Raw genomic sequence first — 21688 nt, forward strand, 5'->3', positions numbered from 1 at the left:
CAGATATAATTTAGTTTTGGATCGGGTATACACCAAGAGTGAGGAGGATTTGAACAGAACATGAGGCGTTTTTCTGTTTTATTAATCGGGGCGGTCCTGTTTGCTATGCTTGGGCAAACGGGATACATTACTCCAAGAGCGTTAGCCGCTGCAGACTTGGTTCCACCCGAGTCAGAGGGATGGGTGCAAGTGTCAACAGCGGAACAGCTGGCCTATATCGACGAGAATCAATCGTTATATTTGTCACGTCATATTCAGTTAATGAACGATATTGATATGTCTGGCTATCATTGGATTCCCTTTGGAGGGAATGGTGAAGAACGTTTTAGCGGTATCTTTGACGGTAATGGGTATCGAGTCTCGGGCATTCATATTCCTCTTACTTCCTTGCAATATGTCGGTTTCTTCGGTCAGTCCTCCGGAATCGTCAAAAATTTGGGCATAGCTGTAGACATTGAAGGCGGAACCTTTAATAGTGATGGCAGTACTACGACTGGCGGCATGATTGGGGAGCTCTATGGAGGCAGCATTGATCGCAGCTACGTTCATGGAAAAGTAGTTGGCGTCAATGCGACTTCTGGTTTCGGGGCAATCAGCAGCATTACAGGGGGGCTTGTGGGGGAGTCTCAATATTCTACGATTACCAACTCCTCTTCCACCGCAACCGTAATTGCCGGCATTGGTCCCAATACGATAAGCGGAGGCTTGGTGGGTGCGCAAGGAGCCGGAACGATTAGTGATGTTTACGCAAGAGGAGAGGTCATGAATCAGGCGGATAAATTTGTTGACGTGGGCGGAGTTATTGGTTTTATGGTTTCAGGAACGATTGATAAAGGCTATGGAACGGGAAAAGTAAGTTTGCAGGGATCCAGATATCAGGGAGGCTTTGCGGGCAGCTTATTTGTTAAAACGAATATTTGGAAGTCCTATTTCGATTCGGAGACCACAGGACAATCGAACGGCATCGGCTTTTTCTATGAAGGTGCGACTGAAGCATTTGGTAAAGCAACGGACGAGATGAAGCAGCAATCCACCTATTCAGATTGGGACTTTGTACATACCTGGGCGATTCATCCGGGCGTAAATGACGGTTATCCGTTTCTCCGTCCGGCGATCTTGACGACGGCTTTGCCGAATGGGGATAAGGATATTCCCTATTCCAGTAAACTTACGGCATTTGATGGAGCATCTGGCGGTTTGACCTGGCAAGCGGACGGGCTTCCGGCAGGGATTAGCCTCAGCAGCAACGGTCTACTTCAAGGTACGCCACGGCAATCCGGAAGCTTCAATATCGAATTTACCGTTAAGGATGCAGGTGATGCACAAGCTGCGGCCATGCTCCAGCTTGTCATCAAGGAACCGGCCCCGGATATCCAAGGCTTCAAGCTTGAACCCGGGAGCGCGATCGGCACAACGATTGTGACGGCTGAGCCCGGCCAGACCGGTCATACCTTCGCCTATGTGTTGAGTAATCATGGTAACGCTCGACCGTTAGTAGGGGATGTGCTTCCTGCTGAAGCGGCAATGTATACTCTAGGACTTGATATACCGAATGTTCATGCGGGTCAGTATCTGGAAGTCTATGAAACGGACGGACAGTTCCTGATTCAGGCATGGTATACCGTTCAACTGACGGACGCCCATATTAAGTCGGGCGCAGCGCTGCAATGGCCGGACGGCAGCCGCCTCGCAATATCGGATATTACGCAAACAAGTGTGAAGCTGTCATGGCCAATGGCGACGGATAATGCGGGAGTTAGCGGTTATCGGATTCATGTCAATGATGTCGAGCGTAGAACGGTAAGCGCTAGTACGCATGAAGCCATTATGAATGAGTTGACCGCGAATAAGACTTATACGTTCAAGGTTACGGCATTCGATGCAGAAGGAAATGAAGGCGAAGCGTTAAGCAACCAAGCAACGACAGCCCGTTCATCGGCAGGAGGCGGTTATCCTTTATCCAACAATGCTGACCTGATGGATTTGCAAGTATGGGGAGAGGTTGGCCAATTGAAGCTAAGTCCGTCCTTCTCCTCTGAAACGGCAGAATATACGGCTCGAACAGAAGCCGAGCAAGTTGAAATCGCGGCAATCCAATCACACGTTATGGCAAATGTGACTTTGGGAGACAACGTGATGACAGACAAAGTCAAAGTCAATTTAATAGAGGGAGACAACAAATTTGTATTGACTGTGCATGCAGAGAATGGTGCCAAGCGTGAATACATACTGATTATTCATCGAGAGCTCGCGAAGCCAACTGCCCCGCTCATCGAATTAACCGACATCGCTGGACACTGGGCAGAAAGTTACATCGAGCAAGCTGTGTCACAGGGCATAATAATCGGTTTTCCGGACCGGAAGTTCAAACCGGACGACGCTGTCACACGCGCCGAGTTTACCGTCATGCTGGCAGCTGCTTTGAATCTGAATGAACAGGGTGCTGCGCCGGGATTCACAGACGATGATCAGATTGGACAGTGGGCTAAGCAAGCCGTTTCGCTCGCCCTGAAAGCAGGAATTGTTGATGGATATAAGGACGGCAGCTTCCGACCGGATGTGCAAATAACTCGCACGGAGATGGCCTCGATGATCGCCAAGGCCTTGAATGTGCCTCGCAACACAGGTGCAACAACTGGTTTTGCTGATGACAAAGACATTCCGATATGGGCGAAAGACGATGTGGAAGCACTCCGCAAGCTTGGTATTGCAAATGGTCGCGGCGGCAATGCATTTGTGCCGAACGATACGGCCACGCGTTCAGAGGCGGTCGCTATTCTGCTTAAAATGCTGGAAATCAAAGAAAGAAAATAGATACATGCTTGATGTCTGCAGTAATAATTCTTTTATTTTACGATACAATCTAAAGATGGACGGAGCATATCATAGACGGACAGATACAGGATTTGTTATAATTGTGAGGAAAAATTGGCCATGAACAGACAGCGTACAGACATCCTGCATACCATCCTTTAACGGAGGCGATTGTGTGGATAACTATGTCAACCACTACGTCGTCGTCGCGATTTTTCTCGTACTGGGCATTTTGCTTCCGGTCGTGGCTTTGACAGTCGGAAGGCTGCTGAGGCCGCATAAGCCGACCGAACCAAAACGAAGTACATACGAGAGCGGCAACGAGCCCGTAGGCGAAGGTCAGGTCAGATTCAACATCCGGTATTATATGTTTGCTCTTATGTTTGTCATTTTTGATGTAGAAACCGTTTTCTTATACCCGTGGGCCGTAGCGTATAATAAGCTCGGTCTTTTTGTGCTGGTCGAAATGGTCATTTTTGCGGGAATGCTGCTCGTGGGACTTCTATACGCATGGAAGAAGAGGGTGCTGAAATGGAATTGAACCTGGAGTCAATTACACTCGAAGAGCGCAAGGAGCTGGAACGCAACGTATTTATGGGAACGCTGGAGCAATTGAAAGGGTGGGCAAGGAGCAATTCTTTGTGGCCTCTTACATTCGGTCTTGCCTGCTGCGCGATTGAGATGATGGGCACGGGCGCTTCCCATTATGATCTGGACCGGTTCGGGGTTATGTTCCGCACGTCACCAAGGCAGTCGGATGTCATGATTGTCTCGGGCACGGTAACGAAGAAGATGGGGCCATTGCTGCGCCGCCTGTATGACCAGATGCCGGAGCCGAAGTGGGTCATCGCCATGGGGTCATGCGCTACCGCCGGAGGCCCGTACGTAAAGTCCTACGCGGTCATTAAGGGTGTCGATCAGATCGTGCCGGTAGATGTGTATATTCCAGGGTGCCCGCCTAACCCGGCGGCGCTCATCTATGGCATCAACAAGCTGCAGGAGAAAATTCGCTATGAGGCCAAGACCGGAAAGCAGGTGACGAGCCGATGAGCGAGGAGGAAAAGAAGGGCCCTGAAGCGGCCCAAAGCTCGAAGGAGCAGGAGGAGGCCACTGCTTCTTCTGAATCAATAGCCGAAGAGATGGCACCTCCGGCTGAGGAAGCGGCGCAGTCTAAGGCGGCAGAAGAGGCCTCCAGCGCGGCGAAGCCTGATGCAGAAGCTGCCGCTCAATCTATAGAGCCGGCAGAGTCTGAGCCTAAGCCGGCGCCTTCTCCGGCAGACGCGGAGCGTGAAGCGAAGCTGAAGGCTGCTGCCGAAGCGCGTGCGGCGAGAGCGGCAGCCAAGGCGAAAGCAGAAGCGGAAGCTGCCGAGGCGGCGCAGGCAGAGCAGGATACGCCGAAGGAGCCTTCGCCAAGGCAAGGCGATCTGGATCGCTATGTTCGCTTGATCGAGGAGACGATCGGTGTCGGAACCGTCCAGGAATCCGGTCTGAACGAATTGAACGCCGATATGCCAATGCTGGTCATTGCGGCCGAGCGATGGCCGGAGACGGGCTTGTTGCTCCGAGACAACGGAGAACTGGGATTCAATTACCTCCGCAATGTGTCCGGAATTGACTATGAGACGCATCTGGAGGTTGTCTATTTCTTGCTGTCGCTGGATACCGGACAGGATGTCGCGATTAAGCTGAAGGCGGATAGGGAAGCGCCGTCCGTTCCTTCTGCCACACCCATCTGGTCGACGGCGAATTGGAATGAGCGAGAAATCTACGATTTGCTTGGCATTCGATTTGTTGGCCATCCCGATCTGAGGCGGATTATGATGCCGGATGATTGGGTAGGCCATCCTTTGCGCAAAGATTATGAACCGCTCGATTCGGAGGTGTAGGCAACCGGTGATTCGGACAGAAGAACTGCTGCTCAACGTTGGCCCCCAGCATCCGAGCACGCACGGCGTGTTCAGGATCGTAGTCAAGCTTGATGGAGAAGTCATCACCGAGGCGACGCCTGTAATGGGATATCTGCACAGAGGAACGGAGAAGCTGGCGGAAAGCCTGAATTTCACGCAAATCATACCGTATACCGATCGGATGGATTATGTATCCGCCATGACGAACAATTATGTGCTGGTGCATGCCGTAGAGACGATGATGGGGCTGGAGGTCCCGCTGCGAGCTGAATTTATGCGCTTAATTGTGATGGAGCTGCAGCGGGTAGCAAGCCATCTGGTATGGTGGGGAACCTATCTGCTGGATATTGGCGCAATGAGCCCGTTTCTATATGCCTTCCGCGATCGGGAGACGATTGTTAATTTGTTCAACGAGCTATGCGGAGCAAGGCTCACCTACAATTACATGCGGGTTGGCGGCGTCAAGTGGGATGCGCCTCCCGGCTGGCTGGATAAGGTCAGCGACTTTATCCCGTATATGGAGAAGAAGCTGAAGGAATACGACAAGCTTGTCTCCGGCAATGAAATTTTCCTGGCACGCATTAAGGGGATCGGAAAGTACGATGCAGCCACCGCGATCGACCACGGCTTGTCCGGCGCCAATCTGAGATGTACGGGCGTCAAATGGGATTTACGCAAGGCGGAGCCTTACAGCCTTTATTCCCGCTTCGAATTTGATGTGCCCGTCGGGCACAACGGCGATTGCTACGACCGTTACCTTGTGCGTCTGGAGGAGATCAGGCAAAGCCTGCGTATTCTGAAGCAGGCCCTGGAGCAATTCCCAAGCGACGGTGAGACGATGGGCAAAGTGCCTCGCGTCATTCGCCCGCCCGCGGGCGAGACCTACGTGCGAATTGAATCGCCCCGCGGCGAGATTGGCTGCCATATCGTCTCCAAAGGCAAGGCGGAGCCGTACCGCCTAAAGTTCAGAAGGCCTTCATTTGTGAATCTTCAAATTCTGCCCAAGCTGCTTGTTGGGGAGACGATGACCAATTTGATTACGATATTAGGCGGAATCGATATCGTCGTTGGGGAGGTTGATTGCTGATGGGCGCATGGCTGAACGAGCCTCTGACGTGGGGCAGCGCTTTGATTCTGTTCCTGTGGGCGGCGTTGTTCCTGCTTATTGTATTAGGCTTTGTCACTTATGCCATTTATTACGAACGCAAGGTCATCGGCTGGATGCAGCTTCGCATCGGGCCTAACCGGGTCGGGCCGCTGGGCTTGTTCCAGACGGTAGCCGACATCTTCAAGCTTCTCATCAAAGAAGACACTATACCTCGAAAGGCGGACCGGCTGCTTTTTATCATCGCGCCCGCTCTCGCCTTCATCCCTTCATTCACCGTGCTTGCCGTTATTCCTTACACCGAGAAGCTTTATTTCGCCGACCTGAATGTCGGTCTCCTGTATTACGTCGCCTTGTCGGGCATCACCACACTTGCTATGGTGCTTGGCGGCTGGGCGTCCAACAACAAATATGCCTTGCTTGGCGGTATGCGTTCCGCTGCGCAGATGATCAGCTACGAAGTGCCGCTAGTCATATCGATTGTCGGCGTCATTCTGCTAAGCGGCAGCCTGAACTTGCGCGATATTGTGGCGGCACAGGATGGCGGCTGGTTCTGGAACTGGAACCTCTTCCCGCAAATTATCGGATTTATCGTCTTTTTTATAGCCGCGGTATCGGAGCTGAACCGGACGCCCTTCGACTTGCCGGAGGCGGAGTCGGAGCTGGTGGCGGGGTATCATGTGGAATATAGCGGCTTCCGCTTCGCTTTCTTCATGCTCGCCGAATATGTATACGTCTATGCGATCGCGGCATTGACGACCGTGCTGTTCCTTGGCGGCTGGCATGCGCCCGCGCCGTTCCTTGATTTTGTGCCGGGCATTATCTGGTTCCTGCTCAAGTTCGCTTTTATTGTCTTCTCGCTATTCTGGATACGGGCGACCTTCCCGCGTGTCCGTGTCGACCAGCTTATGAGTCTTGGCTGGAAAGTGCTCCTTCCGGTTGCGCTGCTCAACGTATTCCTCACCGCGCTTTATTTGGAGCTGTTCGTGAAATAAGGGTCTGAAAGGGGAGAGAAGCATGAAAGGACTGCTGCAAGGTCTAGGCGTCACGATGAAGGCGCTGACGGCACCGAAGGTGACCACCTCTTATCCGGATGAGCCGTTTCTGATGCCGGATCGCTTCCGGGGCATTCAGCATTTTATACCTGATCTGTGTATCGTGTGCAACCAATGCGCGCGAATATGCCCAACCGACTGCATTACGCTGACAGGCAAGCCGAATCCCGATCCGGAGAAGAAGGGCAAGGTCATCGATACCTTCGATATCAACTTTGAGATCTGCATTCTGTGCGACCTGTGCACCGAGGTATGTCCGACGGAAGCGATCGTTATGACCAATCACTTCGAGCTGGCGGCCTACAGCCGGGATGAGCTGTACAAGGATGCCGGCTGGCTGACGGACAACAATACGCTGGTTCGCCAGGACAATAACAATATCGGCGCTCCGGCCAAAGGGGGCGCCAAGTAATTGTTCAACGTCGACATAACGGGAGAATATATAGCTTTCTTCATATTCGCAGTTATCATTATCGCCGGGGCGGTGCTGATGATCAGCCTGGAGAAAGTCGTCCATATGGTGATCTCCATGGCAGCCGCTTTCCTGGGGCTGGCCGGCATGTATGTGCTGCTGGATGCGGAGTTTGTCGCTTTCGTTCAAGTATTGATTTATGCGGGTGCGGTCTCCATCCTGATGATTTTCGGCATCATGATGACGAAGCATAACGGTGAAGCAGTAGAGACTGCCAAGCCGCTTCACGAGACGCTTGCCGCCGTCGGCGCGCTATGCCTCTTCGGCCTGCTGTTCTATTCCATCCGCACAGCGGACTTTCAGAGCGCCGGGGCCTTCGACCCCGGGCAGGACAATACGCTGGCGATTGGCGAGCAGCTGTTCACCGGCTATATCGTGCCATTCGAGCTGTTGTCCATCTTGCTGACGGTCGCATTCATAGGCGCGATTGCCTTGGCGAAAAAGGAGGCGGACTAGATGCTACCATCCTATCTGACGATGGGCGCTATATTGTTTTGCATAGGCTTGTACGGCGCGCTGGCTAAGCGCAACGCCATTATCGTTCTGCTGTCGCTTGAGCTGATGCTGAACGGCGTCAATTTGAATTTGGTCGCTTTCTCCAAGTATGGCGTCATCCCTTCGCTAACGGGACAGCTCTTCTCCATCTTCACGATAACGGTAGCGGCGGCGGAGGCGGCGATTGCCGTGGCGATTCTGATCGCGCTCTTCCGGGCACGCGGCACCGTGTTGATTGATGCATTCAATCGGATGAGGAGGTAGAGAGCATGGACTTTTTTGCGAAAATCGCATGGATTATCCCGCTCTTGCCCCTTGCTGCTTTTCTTGTGCTGATGACGCTGGGCAGGGGATTCCGGAGAGCTGGCGCATGGATAGGCTCCATCGGCGCGTTGGGCGCCTTTGTCCTGTCCCTGCTTGTCTTGTCCGAGCGGCTGAAGCCGCATGCGATCGATTACAGCTATAATTTCAGCTGGATCTCGATAGGCGAATATACGCTTCGCATCGGATTTGAGATCACGAATTTGACAGCGCTGATGCTAGTCGTCGTGACATTGGTCGGTTTGCTGGTCAACATCTATTCGGCAGGCTACATGGCCTCTGATGAACGAATAACGGTCTTCTACGGGTACGTATCGCTCTTCACATTCTCCATGCTGGGGCTTGTGCTGTCGGATAATTTGCTGTCGTTCTATCTGTTCTGGGAGCTGGTAGGCGTGTGCTCCTTCCTGCTCGTCGGATTCTGGTATGCGCGCCCTGCTGCGCGGGCAGCGGCCAAGAAGGCGTTCATCGTGACGAGAATCGGGGATGCCGGCCTGCTTATCGCTATTCTGCTGTTGTTCTGGAATATGCCGGGCCATGCGCTCGACTTTACGAGTATTCAAAGCATATTCGGCGGGCATGGCGGCAGCTTTACGGATGGAATTACGACTGTAATCGCATTGCTTATCTTCCTAGGGGCGGTGGGCAAATCCGGCCAATTCCCGCTCCATGTCTGGCTGCCTGATGCGATGGAGGGGCCGACGCCGATCAGCGCGCTGATTCACGCCGCGACAATGGTAGCGGCAGGCGTGTTCCTGGTTGCCCGAACGTTCAGCATCTTCGAGGCCGCGCCGGCGGCCATGGAGACGGTGGCGTATGTGGGCGCGTTCACCGCCATCTTCGCGGCTGTAATTGCGCTTGCCCAGAACGACTTGAAGCGCATATTGGCCTACTCCACGATCAGTCAGCTGGGCTATATGATGGTTGCGCTTGGTCTGGGAACCATGACGGGAGCGATCTTCCACCTGTTCACGCATGCCTTCTTCAAAGCGCTGCTGTTCCTTGCGGCTGGCAGCGTCATTCATGCTGTACATACGCAAGATATCCGAGAGATGGGAGGCATCGGCTCGCGCATGCGAGTGACCGCATGGACGTTCGCAATCGGAGGTCTCGCCCTTGCGGGGATCCCGCCGCTCTCCGGATTTTGGTCGAAGGATGCCATTCTGACTGCGGCGCTGGAGCATAACCCGTTATTATTCGGTGTAGGGCTGGCGACGGCTTTCCTTACCGCGCTCTACATGACCCGATTGTTTGTGCTGGTATTCTTGGGCAAATCGGGATCGAAAGCCGGAGAGGCCAAGGAGTCGCCGCTGGTCATGACGATCCCGCTTATCGCGCTGGCTGTGCTCGCGGCCATCGCCGGATTCGTCGAGCTGCCATGGAACGGATGGTTAAGCGGATGGCTCACGGACGAGGTGATAGAGCCGCATGGAAGTGTAGCGGTTATAGGATTATCTATAGCTGCTGGTCTGCTTGGGATGCTGGCGGGATGGCTGCTATACGGGAAGGGCATTGCCGGAAGTCAGCCGCTGGCAAGCCGGCTGCCGCGGATGGTTAAGCTGGCGGAGCGGAAATTTTATATCGATGAACTCTATGAGATGGTGTTCGTGAAGTCGCTGCGCGGACTGGGCGCTTGTCTGGCTGCATTCGATACATATGTCATCGGCGGAGCCGTGAAGCTGGCCGGCTCGGCAGCGGGCGCAGCCGGCAAGCTCGGACTGCGGCTGCAGAACGGGCAGGTGCAGACCTATGGCGTCGCTGCAGTGCTGGGTGTTGTCGCGATTGCGGTTGTGGTTATCGGAAGGAGGATGCTGTCATGAGCGGTCTGGGGCAAATTCCGATTCTCTCGATCATATTGCTGTCTCCGCTGCTGGGCCTGGCTGTCATTCAGCTCCTGCCGAGGCAGCGGGCAAGCTGGCTGAAGATAGCGGCGGTGGCGGCTACCATGGTTCCCCTTGCACTGACGCTGTGGCTATACGCTGATTACGACAGGCAGCAAGGCGCTGCATCCTATAGCGAGACATACAACTGGGTGCAGGCTCCCCTGAAGATGAATGTGGGCGGGGACTGGTTCTTCTCTTTCCAATATGAGGTCGGCCTTGACGGCTTGTCGCTTCCGCTACTGCTGCTCACGGCGATTGTGACTTCTACGGCTGCGCTGGCGGCGGTCCATGTGAAGAAGCGCTGGAAGTCCTTCTTCAGCTGGTTTCTTTTATTGGAATTCGGCATGATTGGCGCGTTTATCGCGCGCGATGTCTTTCTGTTCTTCATCTTCTTCGAGATTACGCTGGTTGCGATGTACTTCCTGATTGGCGTCTGGGGTTATTACAACCGGGAGCGGGCAGCGGACCGCTTCTTAATCTACAACGGCATTGGCTCAGCTATCATGCTGATTGCTTTTATTATGCTGGTTAATACGGCGGGCTTTCATATCGTGGAGACGGCTATGAATCCGCAATATATCTATAGCGGAAGCTATGCCGATATATTGCGGAATTTATCCGACCCGGGCGCTTATGTGAATCTGCCTGCTGAGTCGGCGGGGGGCAATCCCTTCGCGCTTGGCGAGACCAAGCAATGGGCGATTTTTATTCTGCTTTTGGTCGCCTTCGGCATCAAGCTTCCGGTATTCCCCTTCCATTCGTGGATGCTCAAGGTGCATCAAGAAGCCCCGCCTGCCGTGGTCATGATCCATTCCGGCATTCTGCTGAAGCTGGGCGCTTACGGCTTGATGAGGTTCGGCCTGTTCCTCTTCCCGGACCAAGCGAGAGAATGGGCAAGCGTGCTGGCTATACTTGGCGTTATCAACTTGCTGTACGGAGCCATATTGGCTTTCCGGCAGCAGGAGTTCAAGCTGGTGCTCGCGTATTCCTCTATCAGCCATATGGGAATTGTGCTGATCGGTCTGGCCGCTTTCAACGAAATCGGCATGCAGGGCGCCTTGTTCCAGCTTATCTCGCACGGCTTGATCTCTGCGCTGCTCTTCCTGATCGTGGGCAGCTTGTATGAGCGGACTGGAACGACAGAGCTGCCGCAGCTTGGCGGTCTTGCCCGCTCTATGCCTTTCATTAGCGGCGTGCTGCTGGCGGCGGGCCTCGCCTCTCTGGGCCTGCCAGGGCTATCCGGATTTGTCGGAGAGTTCCTGTCCTTGCTGGGATTGTTCGAATCCATGCGGTGGGTGACTGCCATTGCGGTAATTGGAATTATATTGACGGCTGTCTACGTGCTGCGGAGCGTTCTAAAGATTACGTTCGGCCAGCAGCGGGAAGAGTTGTCCGCCATCAGAGATGCCCGGTTCATCGAGGCGCTGCCGATGGTTGTGCTGCTTGCATGCATCGTATTGCTGGGCTGTTATCCATCTGTGCTGACCGACACGATGCAGCTAAGCGTAGGCGGTTATATGGATCTATTACTTGCAACAAGGGCAGGGGGGTAGGCGATGCCGGAGCAAACGTTGTTTCAACCGTTAACATGGTCGGATTTGCTGGTAATGGCTCCTGAGCTCGCGCTTGGCGCTTGGTTTGTACTGCTTGTGGTGCTGGAGCTGCTGCTGCCGCGGAAGGCCAGCCCGAGCTGGATCGGCGGACTGACGCTGACAGGGCTGCTTGGAGCTTTTGTCCTGGTGCTGCTCCGGATGATCGAGTCGCACGGCGAGGTTATCTCACTGCTGGGCGACAGCTATCGCATTGATGATTTTGCGAGCTTGCTTAAGCTGGTGTTCCTCGCGGCGACGGCGCTTATCGTGCTGCTGGGGCTGGGTACAGTGCAGCAGGATGGGGTCATAGCAGACAAGGGGGAATACTTCTATCTGCTGCTGCCTGCAGTCATAGGAGCCATGACAATGGCTTCATCTCAGAATCTCGTGACGCTCTATATCGGTCTGGAGCTGCTCAGCATCACAAGCTATGTCCTGGTCGGGCTAAGAAGAAAGTCTTCCTTATCGGCCGAGGCTGCCTTCAAGTACGTGGTCACAGGAGGGATATCCTCCGCCTTCATCCTGTTCGGCATGTCCTACCTTTACGGGGTGACAGGCTCGGTGCAGCTTGCCGGCATCAATGCGGCGCTGCCCGGCGCGCTGGAGCAGTATGAGGCTCTTGTCTACGCGGGCTTTCTGATGATGATCGTCGGCTTCGCCATCAAAATCGCGGCAGCTCCGTTCCACGCTTGGTCGCTGGATGTATACCAGGGCTCGCCGACGCCGATCGCCGCTTTCTTAGCTGTAGTGTCGAAAGGGGCTGCGCTGGCGGTCGTCTTCCGGCTTATGTTCGCCACAGCCTTGTTCGCGAATTCCGATCGAACTGCGGTCAGCGGCGTAAGCGATGAATTGTTTTTCATCGTGCTGCTTGTTGCGGCTGCATCCATGCTGTACGGCACGCTGGCGGCGCTGCGCCAGCTGAACGTGAAGCGTCTGCTGGCTTTGTCGGGGGTTGCTAACGCAGGATATTTCCTTGTGCCGATCGGTATCGCCTTTACGGTCGGGCATCTGAACAATATATCCGAGTTTCTGTTCTATCTCATCGCTTACTTGCTGATGACAATAGGCGCGTTTGCGGTCCATACGGCAGTCAGCCGGGCGGCCGGGCATGATGAGATGAAGGGGTATGCCGGCATGTACTACCGCTCGCCATGGACGGCGATCGCGATGATTTTGTTTGTCCTCTCGCTCGCCGGTCTGCCCGTATCCGCCGGTTTCTTCGGAAAGCTGTTCATTCTCCTTGGCGCCGAGAGAGCGCAGGCTTACTGGATTGTTGTCATCATGGTGCTTAGCAGCGTCATATCGTACTACTTCTACTTCGGACTGATCCGGCAGATGTTCATGCGAAGCAGCAACGGGCTATCCCCAGGTGCAGACTCGCTCGACTTCGATGCGGAGGAAGGATATCCTTCCCGCACACCCGGCTCTCCTTCGCCGCTGGCGCTGAAGGAGGCCGAGGCCGGGCAGATCGAGACAGCCGCGGCAGCTGAGCAAGCGAGCACAGAAGCAGCTGAGCCGGAAGCGGGAGCGTCCCCTTCCGCTCCTGTCTCTGGACTGGCGGACGGCGTCATACGGATCCCGTGGCCGACCGGCATAGTTATCGGCGTATGCGCGCTGCTCACGCTTGGACTGGGGATTATGCCCGGGCCGCTTATGGAGCTTATCCAGCAAGTATTCAGTTTCCCTCTGCCATCGCATTAATTCCTCATGATCTGCAAGCTCTGGCTCTGCGCTGCCCGGTTACCTGCCGGGCGGCAGCGAGGCGCCGGAGCTTTTTTTGTTTCATCCGGCGGCCAGCCGGGTAAGGAATATAGGGCGACGGACTTATATGGGAGACTTCTTGCGAATGGTATATCTATCCATAGCGCTGAGCCCTTCGGTATGCTTGCAGATCACCTGCGGGCAAGGGAGAGCTTTATGCGGGTATCGTCCGTTCTCTATGCCCTTTTTTATGACCAATAAGAAGGGAAAACGTATTCGTTCAACGAAATATTAATGAAATACGTTTCAAAGGCAGAATATAATGAACATAGACTACCAAAACGATGCAAAAAAGAAGCAGGATCAGCAGAACGCCAATCCTGCATCTCATATGAATGGCGCGGCTGCAGCGCGCGCCTGGCCCAAAGCGAAGCGCCTCGTCCGCGGAAGAGGCGCTGACTGTCTTGCGCTTCTGACGCGCAGAGGGCTGCGCCGCGCGTTCCTCGCGCTGCTGCTCGGGAGCATCGCGCTCTGGGGCTTATCCGCCCCAGGCGCCTCTGCTCCCGGAGGGGGCCCGCCGGCCGGCTACGCGCAGGCGTCCGGCGCGGCAGCGCTGGCAGAGCAGCCGCAGAGCTGGCTGCTCAAGTGGTCGAGCCCCGAGCTCGCGCATGAGCTGAGCGGGGTGGAGATTATCCGCCGCCAGAGCGAGGCGGCGGTGGATGTCGTGCGTCCCGCCAAGGATGCGGGCGGGGAGCTGGATGATTGGCTGCGCCGCGTAAGCAGCGCGCCGGGGGTCGAGTATGTGCACCCGAACCATAAGGTGCAGATGCTCTCCAATTCCGGGGACTCATCCGATTCAGAAGAGGATGAGAACCAGGAAGACCAGGACCAGCAAGTTGAGCAAGCTGCGAAGACTCCGGCGGAAGAGGAAGAGTATGCGGCCGTATCCAAGGATGCCGGCGCGAAGACCTCTTCTTCGCTTACGACAGAATCTCCGGCGGCCAACGAGCCGCAGGCTTCTGCCAAAGCTGCGCCAGTCAAGGCGAATGATCCGGAGCTGTCGAAGCAAAGCCATTTGGCGCAAATCGGTGCCCAGAAGGCTTGGGAGACGGTAAGAGAGCATACCGGAATTACAATTGCGTTAGTTGATACGGGTGTAGACCTGGATCATCCCGATCTGAAGGACAACTTGGTGCCCGGCGTCAACCTCGTCGATTCGAAGAAGCAGCCTGATGACGACAACGGTCACGGAACAAGTGTAGCAGGCGTCATTGCGGCGAAAGGAAATAACGGAATCGGAGTAGCGGGCATCCTCTGGAATGCCAAGATTATGCCGATCAAAGCGCTGGATGAATGGGGCGACGGAACGGAGCAGGATCTCGGCGAGGGCATTCTGTATGCGGTCCGCAACGGTGCGAAGGTGGTGGTGCTGTCTGTTGGCCTCCACCGGTATTCTCCCTATATGCAGGACATCGTGAATTATGCAGAAAATAACGGTGTGCTTCTGGTAGCAGCGGCAGGCAATGACGGCGTGACATTGGGAAGCAAGGCGCATGTCAAATATCCGGCTGCATACCCTACTGTGCTTGCAGTGGGCGGGGTGAAAGCTGACGGCCAGCCGGATCCGCGGTCCAATCCCGGTTCGGAGTTGGATCTTCTTGCGCCGTGGAACGTATATACCACTGGGGTGAACGGCACCTATAAGAAGGAAGAGGGTTCATCGATGGCGGCTCCGCAAGCCGCCGCCGCAGCGGCGCTCGTAATGGCTCAAAACCCTGATTTCAAGCCTTATCAAGTAAGAGAGCTGCTACGGCAGACGGCAAAGGATATCGGTCCCAAAGGAGCGGATTCCACCTCCGGATACGGCATCTTGCAGCTGGATAAGGCCGTTACGGCGGTCTTATCCAAGGATGGGCATGAACCCAACAACAGTATCGGAGCAGCTGCGACATTCCCCTTGATGAGCCAAATGATCGCGGAGCTTGAGTCGGCTAAAGATCAAGACTGGTATGTCATTGACGTGCCCTATGACGGAAAGCTTACGATTTACTACAAAGGAATGCCTGAATCGGGGCAGGCTGTGCCGGTTGTACGATTTACGCATTATGCAGGCGGCAAGCAGTTATCTAGCACCGATACGAAGCTGTCCACCAAAACGATGGACTTCGATGTGAAGAAAGGCAAGCAGTACATACAGGTGCAATACGGAAGTCCGGAGGAACGTAGGGCGCTTGCTTATTCCCTGATGTCCTCCTTCACGATGAGCCCGGATCCGTATGAGCCGAATGACCGCTTGGCGAATGCGTTCAAGCTGCAGGCGAAGTCGCAGACGATTACAGGCTCCTTCCACCAGACGGCTGACCGCGACTGGTTCGCCGTTACGTTCAAAGAAGACGGCAAGCTCCAGCTTACGCTGGAGGGAAGCACCGCCCGAATGGACCTTGGCCTCTCTATCCAGCGGGAAGGCGGATCGCTTACCTTGTATGACGAGAATGGGGAAGGCATGAATGAATGGACGCCAGTCATGTCGGTAACGCCCGGAACGTATTATATCAGGGTGCACAATGCAATATCGCTGGAAGCAAGTCCTACAGTAGGCACTTATAAGCTGAGACTTGATTACAAACCGGAGCTTACCGATCCCAATGAGCCCAATGACAAAAGCTACGAGGGGCTTCTCATGAATCCGGGAACGGAATACAAGGGTGTCATTCACAGTACATCAGACATTGACTGGTTCCAGTTCCGCATGCCCAGCTCCGGCATTGTCCGAATGAATGTCGGAGACGTACCGGCGGATGCTTCGCTGAAGCTGGAGCTGTATGACAAGCGAATGACCCGTGTAGCCCTTGGCACTACGGGCTCCGCTGGAAAGCTGCAGACGCAGGAGCAGGTGCTCCAGACTGGCGTGTATTATGTGAAGCTGACATCCAGCAAGGCATTCACGAACCAGTATTACCGTCTCTCCTACCAGTCGGAGGAGCTGATCTCCGGGTTCCGGGACATTAAAGGACACTGGGCAAGAGATGAAATTACTGCGATGGCGGGCAGCGGCATTGTGAACGGTACGGGCAACTACCGATTCCAGCCCGAGCGCAATATTACGAGAGCGGAAGCGGTAGCGATGATTGTCAAGGCTTATAAGCCGCTGACCGGCACTGTCGTGACCAAATCATTCTCGGATGTAAGCAGCAGCCATTGGGCTAACGATGCCATACGCAGGGCAGTTCAACAGGGTTGGGTGAACGGGTTCCCGGATGGAACCTTCAAGCCCGACAGGCCGGTCACGCGGGCGGAGATGGCTGTGATGATCGGGCATGCTGAGGGTATAGCCGCACGAATACCGACCTCCCGTCCGTTCCAGGACGTGTCGCAATACGAATGGTACTCCGCCATGCTTCATGCCATGAAGCTGGAGGGCAAGCTGAAGGGCGTCGAGCCGAACCGCTTCAAGCCTGAAGGCAATGCGAGCAGAGCCGAATTCACCGTATTGCTGTACCGTTATTACAAGGACTAGGACAGCATTAGCTGCTGCCTGAGGAGGAGCTATGGGAAACAACGATGTAATGGGCGATTTACTCCGGATAAACGGGTTAACGGGACTGTTTTCGATTGTGGTAGAGCTGCTCAGCATCCTGCTTGTATGGATGCTGATTCGGGAAGTGAAGTGGGAGACGTTTTTTCATTTTCCCAACAGCCGAAAAGCGCAGGTGCTGAAAATCGTGTTCACCGTTGTACTGGGGCATATGTTCGCTCAATTTATATTGCAATATTGGAATTACACTGTCATGCTGAAAACCTTTGTCGAATAACAACAGCGAAACATGTTAACAATGGGTAATACCATGCTGCGTATTTTGTAGAAATTCGTCGTCTAAAAGGGATGTTTCTGACCCATTGCAAGGATGAATTTTTCCTTAAAGTTCAAATACGCTGCAAGTTTCCGCCAATTAGGCATGAAAGAAAAAACTGGAAAGAATTTAACCCTTGTCGATTATTGCGGCATAATGTTAAGATGAAGGTTAGTAATGCGATCGAAAACTGTCTAATTATTGAAATTGCTATTCGCGGAGGGAACACAAAGATGACTAAAATTATCGTCCGCGGAGGCCAGCGTCTAACGGGCACGGTCCGCGTAAGCGGCGCCAAAAATGCAGTGCTCCCCATTCTTGCTGCCTCATTACTAGCGACGGAAGGAGACAGCGTCATCTGTGACGTTCCCCTCCTCGACGACGTTATGACGATTCAAGACGTGCTCGCTTCACTAGGAGCGCAAATTTCTTATAATAATGAAACCATGCGGGTATCCGCACCTCTAATTTCGTCCTTCGAAGCGCCTTACGAGCTCATTCGCAAGATGAGAGCTTCTTTCCTGGTTATGGGTCCATTGCTGGCCCGTATCGGAAGGGTAAGAATCTCGCTTCCAGGCGGCTGCGCCATCGGCACCAGACCGATTGACCAGCACTTGAAAGGCTTCGAAGCGATGGGCGCAGAGATTACACTCGGCCAAGGCTTTATTGAGGCGACTGCGCCGACAAGGCTGAAAGGCGCCAAAATTTATCTCGACGTGGCAAGCGTAGGCGCTACGGAGAACATTATGATGGCTGCTGCGCTGGCCAACGGCACGACAACGATCGAAAATGCGGCGAAGGAGCCGGAGATTGTGGATCTGGCCAATTACATCAATGCGATGGGCGGCAAGGTCCGCGGCGCAGGCACCGGCATGATCCGTATTGAAGGCGTCGAGCGCATGAAGGGCGCGAAGCACAATGTCATTCCTGACCGTGTAGAAGCGGGCACGTATATGATTGCTTCCGCGATTACAGGCGGAGATGTCTTCATTGAAGGAGCGATCGCCGATCATCTGACACCGGTCATCTCCAAGCTTCAGGAGATGGGTGTGGAGATTACCGAGAGCGACAGCGGCATCCGCGTGCGCTCCAGCCAATCCTTGAAAGCGGTAGACGTCAAGACGCTGCCGCATCCGGGCTTCCCGACAGACATGCAGTCCCAGATGATGGCGCTGCTTCTTGTATCGGAAGGTACGAGCGTTGTGACGGAGACAGTATTCGAGAATCGCTTTATGCATGTGGAGCAATTCCAGAAGATGAACGCGAGCATCAAGGTTGATGGACGCTCAGCGATTGTAACCGGCGGAGTGCCGCTTTCGGGAGCGAAAGTGTGCGCCACTGATCTTCGCGCCGGCGCGGCTCTGATCTGTGCCGCGCTTCGTGCAGACGGAGAGACGGAAGTAACTGGCTTGCATCATATCGATCGCGGGTATGTGGATATTACAGGCAAGCTGGCGTCGCTTGGCGCCAACATCTCTCGCGAGGAAGCGTCGGAGAGTGTAGCCGCTGCACAAGCGATCAGCAAATCAGCCGATTCCGCAGCTTACAAGCGAGAGAAGGAAGTTGCTGTACTGAAGGTTCAGCCGACTTGGGCTTAACAGACCGAATAGAAAATCAACACAAACGGGAGATTTCCTTATCGCCGGAAGGCGGAGGGAATCTTCCGTTTTTTTGCTGCGGAGAACTGCATAGTTCTTGGTCCCGTAAGCGGCATTCATTTAATAGGCCTGCCAAAAAGGAGATTAGAGAAGCCTCATTTTGCTTCTATCCTACTAGACATCTTCATAGACTGTACTATCAGGACGTGGACAAGAGACGTCCGTATAGAAGCGCGGGCAAGGAGCTACAAGGCTCCACGCGCAGGGATGGAGGGAGGTCGGCAGGCTAAGCATGGCAGCAGGAAAGCTTGCTAGAATCGGATTAAGTTTGCGTAGAAGCAAGGATTGGTGGATTGTATTTGGCATTGGTGTGCTGCTCGGATTTACGATATTCGGAATGAGAGGAATGATCATGGCTTCCAGCTCCGCGGCAATTGAGAGAGGCATGTCAGCCGAGATCCGGCTGCCGGGGGGGATTCCCGAATCGGTGGAGCCCGTTGCGCGTACAAGCCATAACGAAAAGCCTCGGCCTGCCGTACAACAGGTAGAGGAGGCGCCTCTTCCATCAGCTCCGGCTGCCCAGCCAGTACCGGCAGGTGAAACGAAGACGGATTCGGCAGAGCTGGCGGTTCCGGCCAAAGGGGTACTCGACCATCAGCGTGTACGAGTCTACCTGACGAATCGGAAGAAGGTAGAGAGCGTTCCGCTTGAGACTTATGTGACGGGCGTGCTCGCAGCAGAGATGCCGGTTGACTTCGAGCTGGAAGCGCTGAAGGCGCAAGCGATTGCGGCCCGCACTTATATTGTAAAGCGTTTATCCTCGGGGGAGACAGCTAGCGAAAGGGCCGATGTGCTGGATACGGTGCAGCATCAGGCGTATCTATCAAAGGACGAGCTGAACAAGCGCTGGAAGGGGCAAGAGAAAAGCGCCAATCTGGCGAAGCTCAAGCGGGCAATAGATGAGACGCGCGGGTTTATTCTAACCTATAAGGGCGAGCCGATCGAGGCGGCGTTTTTCTCTACCAGCAACGGATTCACAGAGAACTCGGAGGAATACTGGACACAGTCGCTCCCATACCTGCGCAGCGTGGCGAGCCCATGGGACGAGGCGATCTCTCCCCGTTATGAAGCGGAGACCTCCTTCTCCAAGAAGGAATTGCTCCGCGCCCTTGGACTTACGGGAAAGGCGGCGGGTTCCAAGCTCTCTATTAAGGTGACACAGCGTACCGAAGGCAACCGGATCAAAGAGGTCGTCGTCAATGGCCAATCTTTTAGCGGAAGGGAAGTAAGAGAGAAGCTTGGCCTTGCATCCTCCCACTTCAGCTGGAAGATCAAAGAAGACGAGATTGTGTTCGTCACTTACGGGCTCGGCCACGGCGTCGGCATGAGCCAATGGGGAGCCAACGGCATGGCGCAGGAAGGCAAGCTGGCGACCGAAATTCTGATGCATTATTATACCGGCACGAAAGTGGAACAAGCTTCGAAGCTTCCAATTCGGACAACCTCTTAAAATTTGATATGCCTCACGTATAAACCTAGCAGATGTGGCAACAATGGCTAGTGAGGTGATATCAATGAATGATCAAAACCACGACAAACAAAAGCAAAGACCAGAGGAAACTCCCAAAAACTCACTGGGAGGAGCGTCTGCCGCGAAATCTAGCAGCGGACTGAAGAAACTATTCGCAAAGCGTTGGGTTTCTCCAGCAATCTTCATGGCTGCGGCGGCAATTATCGTAACCTTAATGTGGATCTATCAGGGATCTGATCCGGCGAAACCGACAACGGGCCCGGACAACTCTACTGAGGTCGCACAAGGGGAGCAAGGCGAAGGTCAGGTTACGCCTGAGGATGACGTTGACGTCGTAGCTATCGCCGAGGATATGAAGTGGCCGGTGGCGAGCAAGCAAGGCCTGCAAGTGGAGACGAAGTTTTATGATGAGAAAGCTAGCGAGACCGACAAGGAAGCGGCGCTTATCCAGGTCGGAACCACGTACTCGCCGCATACGGGCATCGACTTCGCCGATCCGAACGGCCAGCCGTTCGACGTGCTGGCAGCGCTGGACGGCAAGGTAACGCGTGTGGAGCCGCATCCGCTGAATGGCAATATTATCGAGATCAGCCATGGCAACGGCCTCGTAACGGTGTATCAAAGCTTGACGGATGTTCAAGTGGAGGAAGGCGACGAGGTAACCCAAGGCGCGGTCATCGCTCAAGCGGGCCGCAGCGACCTGGAACGCGATCTCGGCATCCATCTGCACTTCGAGACCAGGCTGAACGGCAAGACGGTTAATCCGACCGAATACATTTCCGAATAATTCGGTGCGGCAGGCAAAAAAGCCGAAAGCTGCGACAGGCGGGGGACAATTCCCCCGCCTGTTTTGTTTTTTTCAAAAATTATTGCCTTTCGGGGCTTGTCACGCTTGGACATAAAGAATATCTACCCGCTCCACTCATATAATGTACCAAACTATCTCGAGTAGGGAGGCGGGAACGTGCACGATTACATCAAAGAGCGAACCATTAAAATAGGCCGTTGCATCGTGGAGACGAAGCATACGGTGCGAACGATCGCCAAAGAGTTCGGCGTGTCCAAAAGCACGGTGCATAAGGATTTGACCGAACGGTTGCCGGAGATTAACCCCGACCTGGCAGACCAGGTGAAGCACATTCTCGAATACCACAAGTCGATCAGACACCTCAGAGGAGGCGAAGCGACTAAAATTAAGTACAAGAAAACAAGCGCGAAGAAACGGGAGGTATTGGCTGCCGGGAAGGCTTGACGCCTCGGGGATGAATTCCTGATTTTTTTACAAAGCGTAGAGGATTTTTGTCCTTTTTGGCGAATAATGTTCGTTAGGGGTTTTTCCTGTTTTGGGAAAACAGTAATGGAA

18 protein-coding genes are annotated in these 21688 nt (G+C 54.3%); all 18 read left to right on the forward strand.

All coding sequences use genetic code 11. The annotated features are described in order from the left end of the window. The first annotated feature begins 189 nt into the window (after window positions 1–189). The 18 genes from D3P09_RS25675 (at window position 190) to spoIIID (ending at window position 21577) form a co-directional block, all read left to right on the forward strand. Window positions 190–2814, forward strand: coding sequence for an S-layer homology domain-containing protein (locus tag D3P09_RS25675; RefSeq protein ID WP_165867587.1), 2625 nt, complete (start codon window positions 190–192; stop codon window positions 2812–2814). A gap of 175 nt (window positions 2815–2989) precedes the next feature. Continuing rightward, the gene (locus tag D3P09_RS25680; RefSeq protein ID WP_120114297.1) at window positions 2990–3355 is read left to right on the forward strand and encodes an NADH-quinone oxidoreductase subunit A; all 366 of its coding nucleotides are present in this window, start codon (window positions 2990–2992) and stop codon (window positions 3353–3355) included. Then, the gene (locus tag D3P09_RS25685) at window positions 3346–3864 is read left to right on the forward strand and encodes a NuoB/complex I 20 kDa subunit family protein (RefSeq protein WP_120114298.1); all 519 of its coding nucleotides are present in this window, start codon (window positions 3346–3348) and stop codon (window positions 3862–3864) included. The genes D3P09_RS25680 and D3P09_RS25685 overlap by 10 nt, the downstream gene beginning before the upstream one ends. Next, entirely contained in the window at window positions 3861–4700 is an 840-nt protein-coding gene (locus tag D3P09_RS25690) for an NADH-quinone oxidoreductase subunit C (RefSeq protein WP_243644502.1), read from the forward strand. Before D3P09_RS25685 ends, D3P09_RS25690 begins: the two co-directional genes overlap by 4 nt. A 7-nt stretch (window positions 4701–4707) precedes the next feature. After that, window positions 4708–5808, forward strand: coding sequence for an NADH-quinone oxidoreductase subunit D (locus D3P09_RS25695; protein WP_120114299.1), 1101 nt, complete (start codon window positions 4708–4710; stop codon window positions 5806–5808). Next, window positions 5808–6821, forward strand: a complete 1014-nt coding sequence (nuoH, locus tag D3P09_RS25700) for an NADH-quinone oxidoreductase subunit NuoH (protein ID WP_120114300.1) — start codon at window positions 5808–5810, stop codon at window positions 6819–6821. The genes D3P09_RS25695 and nuoH overlap by 1 nt, the downstream gene beginning before the upstream one ends. 22 nt (window positions 6822–6843) lie before the next feature. Next, window positions 6844–7293: an NADH-quinone oxidoreductase subunit NuoI gene (gene nuoI / locus D3P09_RS25705; protein WP_120114301.1), complete on the forward strand. Its 450-nt coding sequence runs from the start codon at window positions 6844–6846 to the stop codon at window positions 7291–7293. Continuing rightward, window positions 7294–7809, forward strand: coding sequence for an NADH-quinone oxidoreductase subunit J (locus tag D3P09_RS25710; RefSeq protein ID WP_120114302.1), 516 nt, complete (start codon window positions 7294–7296; stop codon window positions 7807–7809). Further along, a complete protein-coding gene (gene nuoK / locus D3P09_RS25715; RefSeq protein ID WP_120114303.1) occupies window positions 7810–8112 on the forward strand; it encodes an NADH-quinone oxidoreductase subunit NuoK in 303 nt (100 codons plus the stop codon). A 5-nt stretch (window positions 8113–8117) separates the two neighbouring features. Continuing rightward, a complete protein-coding gene (gene nuoL, locus D3P09_RS25720; RefSeq protein WP_120114304.1) occupies window positions 8118–9989 on the forward strand; it encodes an NADH-quinone oxidoreductase subunit L in 1872 nt (623 codons plus the stop codon). Further along, window positions 9986–11605, forward strand: a complete 1620-nt coding sequence (locus tag D3P09_RS25725; protein WP_120114305.1) for a complex I subunit 4 family protein — start codon at window positions 9986–9988, stop codon at window positions 11603–11605. The genes nuoL and D3P09_RS25725 overlap by 4 nt, the downstream gene beginning before the upstream one ends. 3 nt (window positions 11606–11608) lie before the next feature. Beyond that, on the forward strand, window positions 11609–13345 hold the full coding sequence (locus tag D3P09_RS25730) for an NADH-quinone oxidoreductase subunit N (protein ID WP_120114306.1): 1737 nt from the start codon (window positions 11609–11611) through the stop codon (window positions 13343–13345). A gap of 322 nt (window positions 13346–13667) precedes the next feature. Next, window positions 13668–16862 carry a S8 family serine peptidase gene (locus D3P09_RS25735; RefSeq protein ID WP_120114307.1) on the forward strand — a complete coding sequence of 1065 codons (3195 nt, stop codon included), beginning with the start codon at window positions 13668–13670 and terminating at the stop codon, window positions 16860–16862. Window positions 16863–16893: 31 nt separating this feature from the next. After that, window positions 16894–17157 (forward strand): DUF1146 domain-containing protein, encoded by a 264-nt coding sequence (locus D3P09_RS25740; RefSeq protein WP_120114308.1) that lies wholly within the window; start codon window positions 16894–16896, stop codon window positions 17155–17157. Between the two features lie 272 nt (window positions 17158–17429). Beyond that, a complete protein-coding gene (murA, locus tag D3P09_RS25745; RefSeq protein ID WP_120114309.1) occupies window positions 17430–18794 on the forward strand; it encodes a UDP-N-acetylglucosamine 1-carboxyvinyltransferase in 1365 nt (454 codons plus the stop codon). Between the two features lie 292 nt (window positions 18795–19086). Then, on the forward strand, window positions 19087–20304 hold the full coding sequence (spoIID, locus tag D3P09_RS25750) for a stage II sporulation protein D (protein ID WP_243644504.1): 1218 nt from the start codon (window positions 19087–19089) through the stop codon (window positions 20302–20304). Between the two features lie 64 nt (window positions 20305–20368). Then, a complete protein-coding gene (locus D3P09_RS25755) occupies window positions 20369–21112 on the forward strand; it encodes a M23 family metallopeptidase (protein ID WP_120114310.1) in 744 nt (247 codons plus the stop codon). 177 nt (window positions 21113–21289) lie between these two features. Beyond that, the gene (gene spoIIID / locus D3P09_RS25760) at window positions 21290–21577 is read left to right on the forward strand and encodes a sporulation transcriptional regulator SpoIIID (RefSeq protein ID WP_119802150.1); all 288 of its coding nucleotides are present in this window, start codon (window positions 21290–21292) and stop codon (window positions 21575–21577) included. The last annotated feature ends 111 nt before the right edge of the window (window positions 21578–21688 follow it).

This window comes from Paenibacillus pinisoli (assembly GCF_003605435.1).
GTDB classification, from domain to species: Bacteria; Bacillota; Bacilli; order Paenibacillales; family Paenibacillaceae; genus Pristimantibacillus; species Pristimantibacillus pinisoli.

Excerpts from the sequence above, each read along its gene's own strand:
- nuoI (WP_120114301.1), top strand. The coding sequence starts at position 6,844 with ATGAAAGGACTGCTGCAAGGTCTAGGCGTCACGATGAAGGCGCTGACG.
- D3P09_RS25690 (WP_243644502.1), top strand. The coding sequence starts at position 3,861 with ATGAGCGAGGAGGAAAAGAAGGGCCCTGAAGCGGCCCAAAGCTCGAAG.
- D3P09_RS25685 (WP_120114298.1), top strand. The coding sequence starts at position 3,346 with ATGGAATTGAACCTGGAGTCAATTACACTCGAAGAGCGCAAGGAGCTG.
- murA (WP_120114309.1), top strand. The coding sequence starts at position 17,430 with ATGACTAAAATTATCGTCCGCGGAGGCCAGCGTCTAACGGGCACGGTC.
- D3P09_RS25730 (WP_120114306.1), top strand. The coding sequence starts at position 11,609 with ATGCCGGAGCAAACGTTGTTTCAACCGTTAACATGGTCGGATTTGCTG.
- D3P09_RS25725 (WP_120114305.1), top strand. The coding sequence starts at position 9,986 with ATGAGCGGTCTGGGGCAAATTCCGATTCTCTCGATCATATTGCTGTCT.
- D3P09_RS25755 (WP_120114310.1), top strand. The coding sequence starts at position 20,369 with ATGAATGATCAAAACCACGACAAACAAAAGCAAAGACCAGAGGAAACT.
- nuoK (WP_120114303.1), top strand. The coding sequence starts at position 7,810 with ATGCTACCATCCTATCTGACGATGGGCGCTATATTGTTTTGCATAGGC.
- D3P09_RS25740 (WP_120114308.1), top strand. The coding sequence starts at position 16,894 with ATGGGAAACAACGATGTAATGGGCGATTTACTCCGGATAAACGGGTTA.
- nuoL (WP_120114304.1), top strand. The coding sequence starts at position 8,118 with ATGGACTTTTTTGCGAAAATCGCATGGATTATCCCGCTCTTGCCCCTT.
- nuoH (WP_120114300.1), top strand. The coding sequence starts at position 5,808 with ATGGGCGCATGGCTGAACGAGCCTCTGACGTGGGGCAGCGCTTTGATT.
- D3P09_RS25735 (WP_120114307.1), top strand. The coding sequence starts at position 13,668 with ATGAACATAGACTACCAAAACGATGCAAAAAAGAAGCAGGATCAGCAG.
- spoIID (WP_243644504.1), top strand. The coding sequence starts at position 19,087 with ATGGCAGCAGGAAAGCTTGCTAGAATCGGATTAAGTTTGCGTAGAAGC.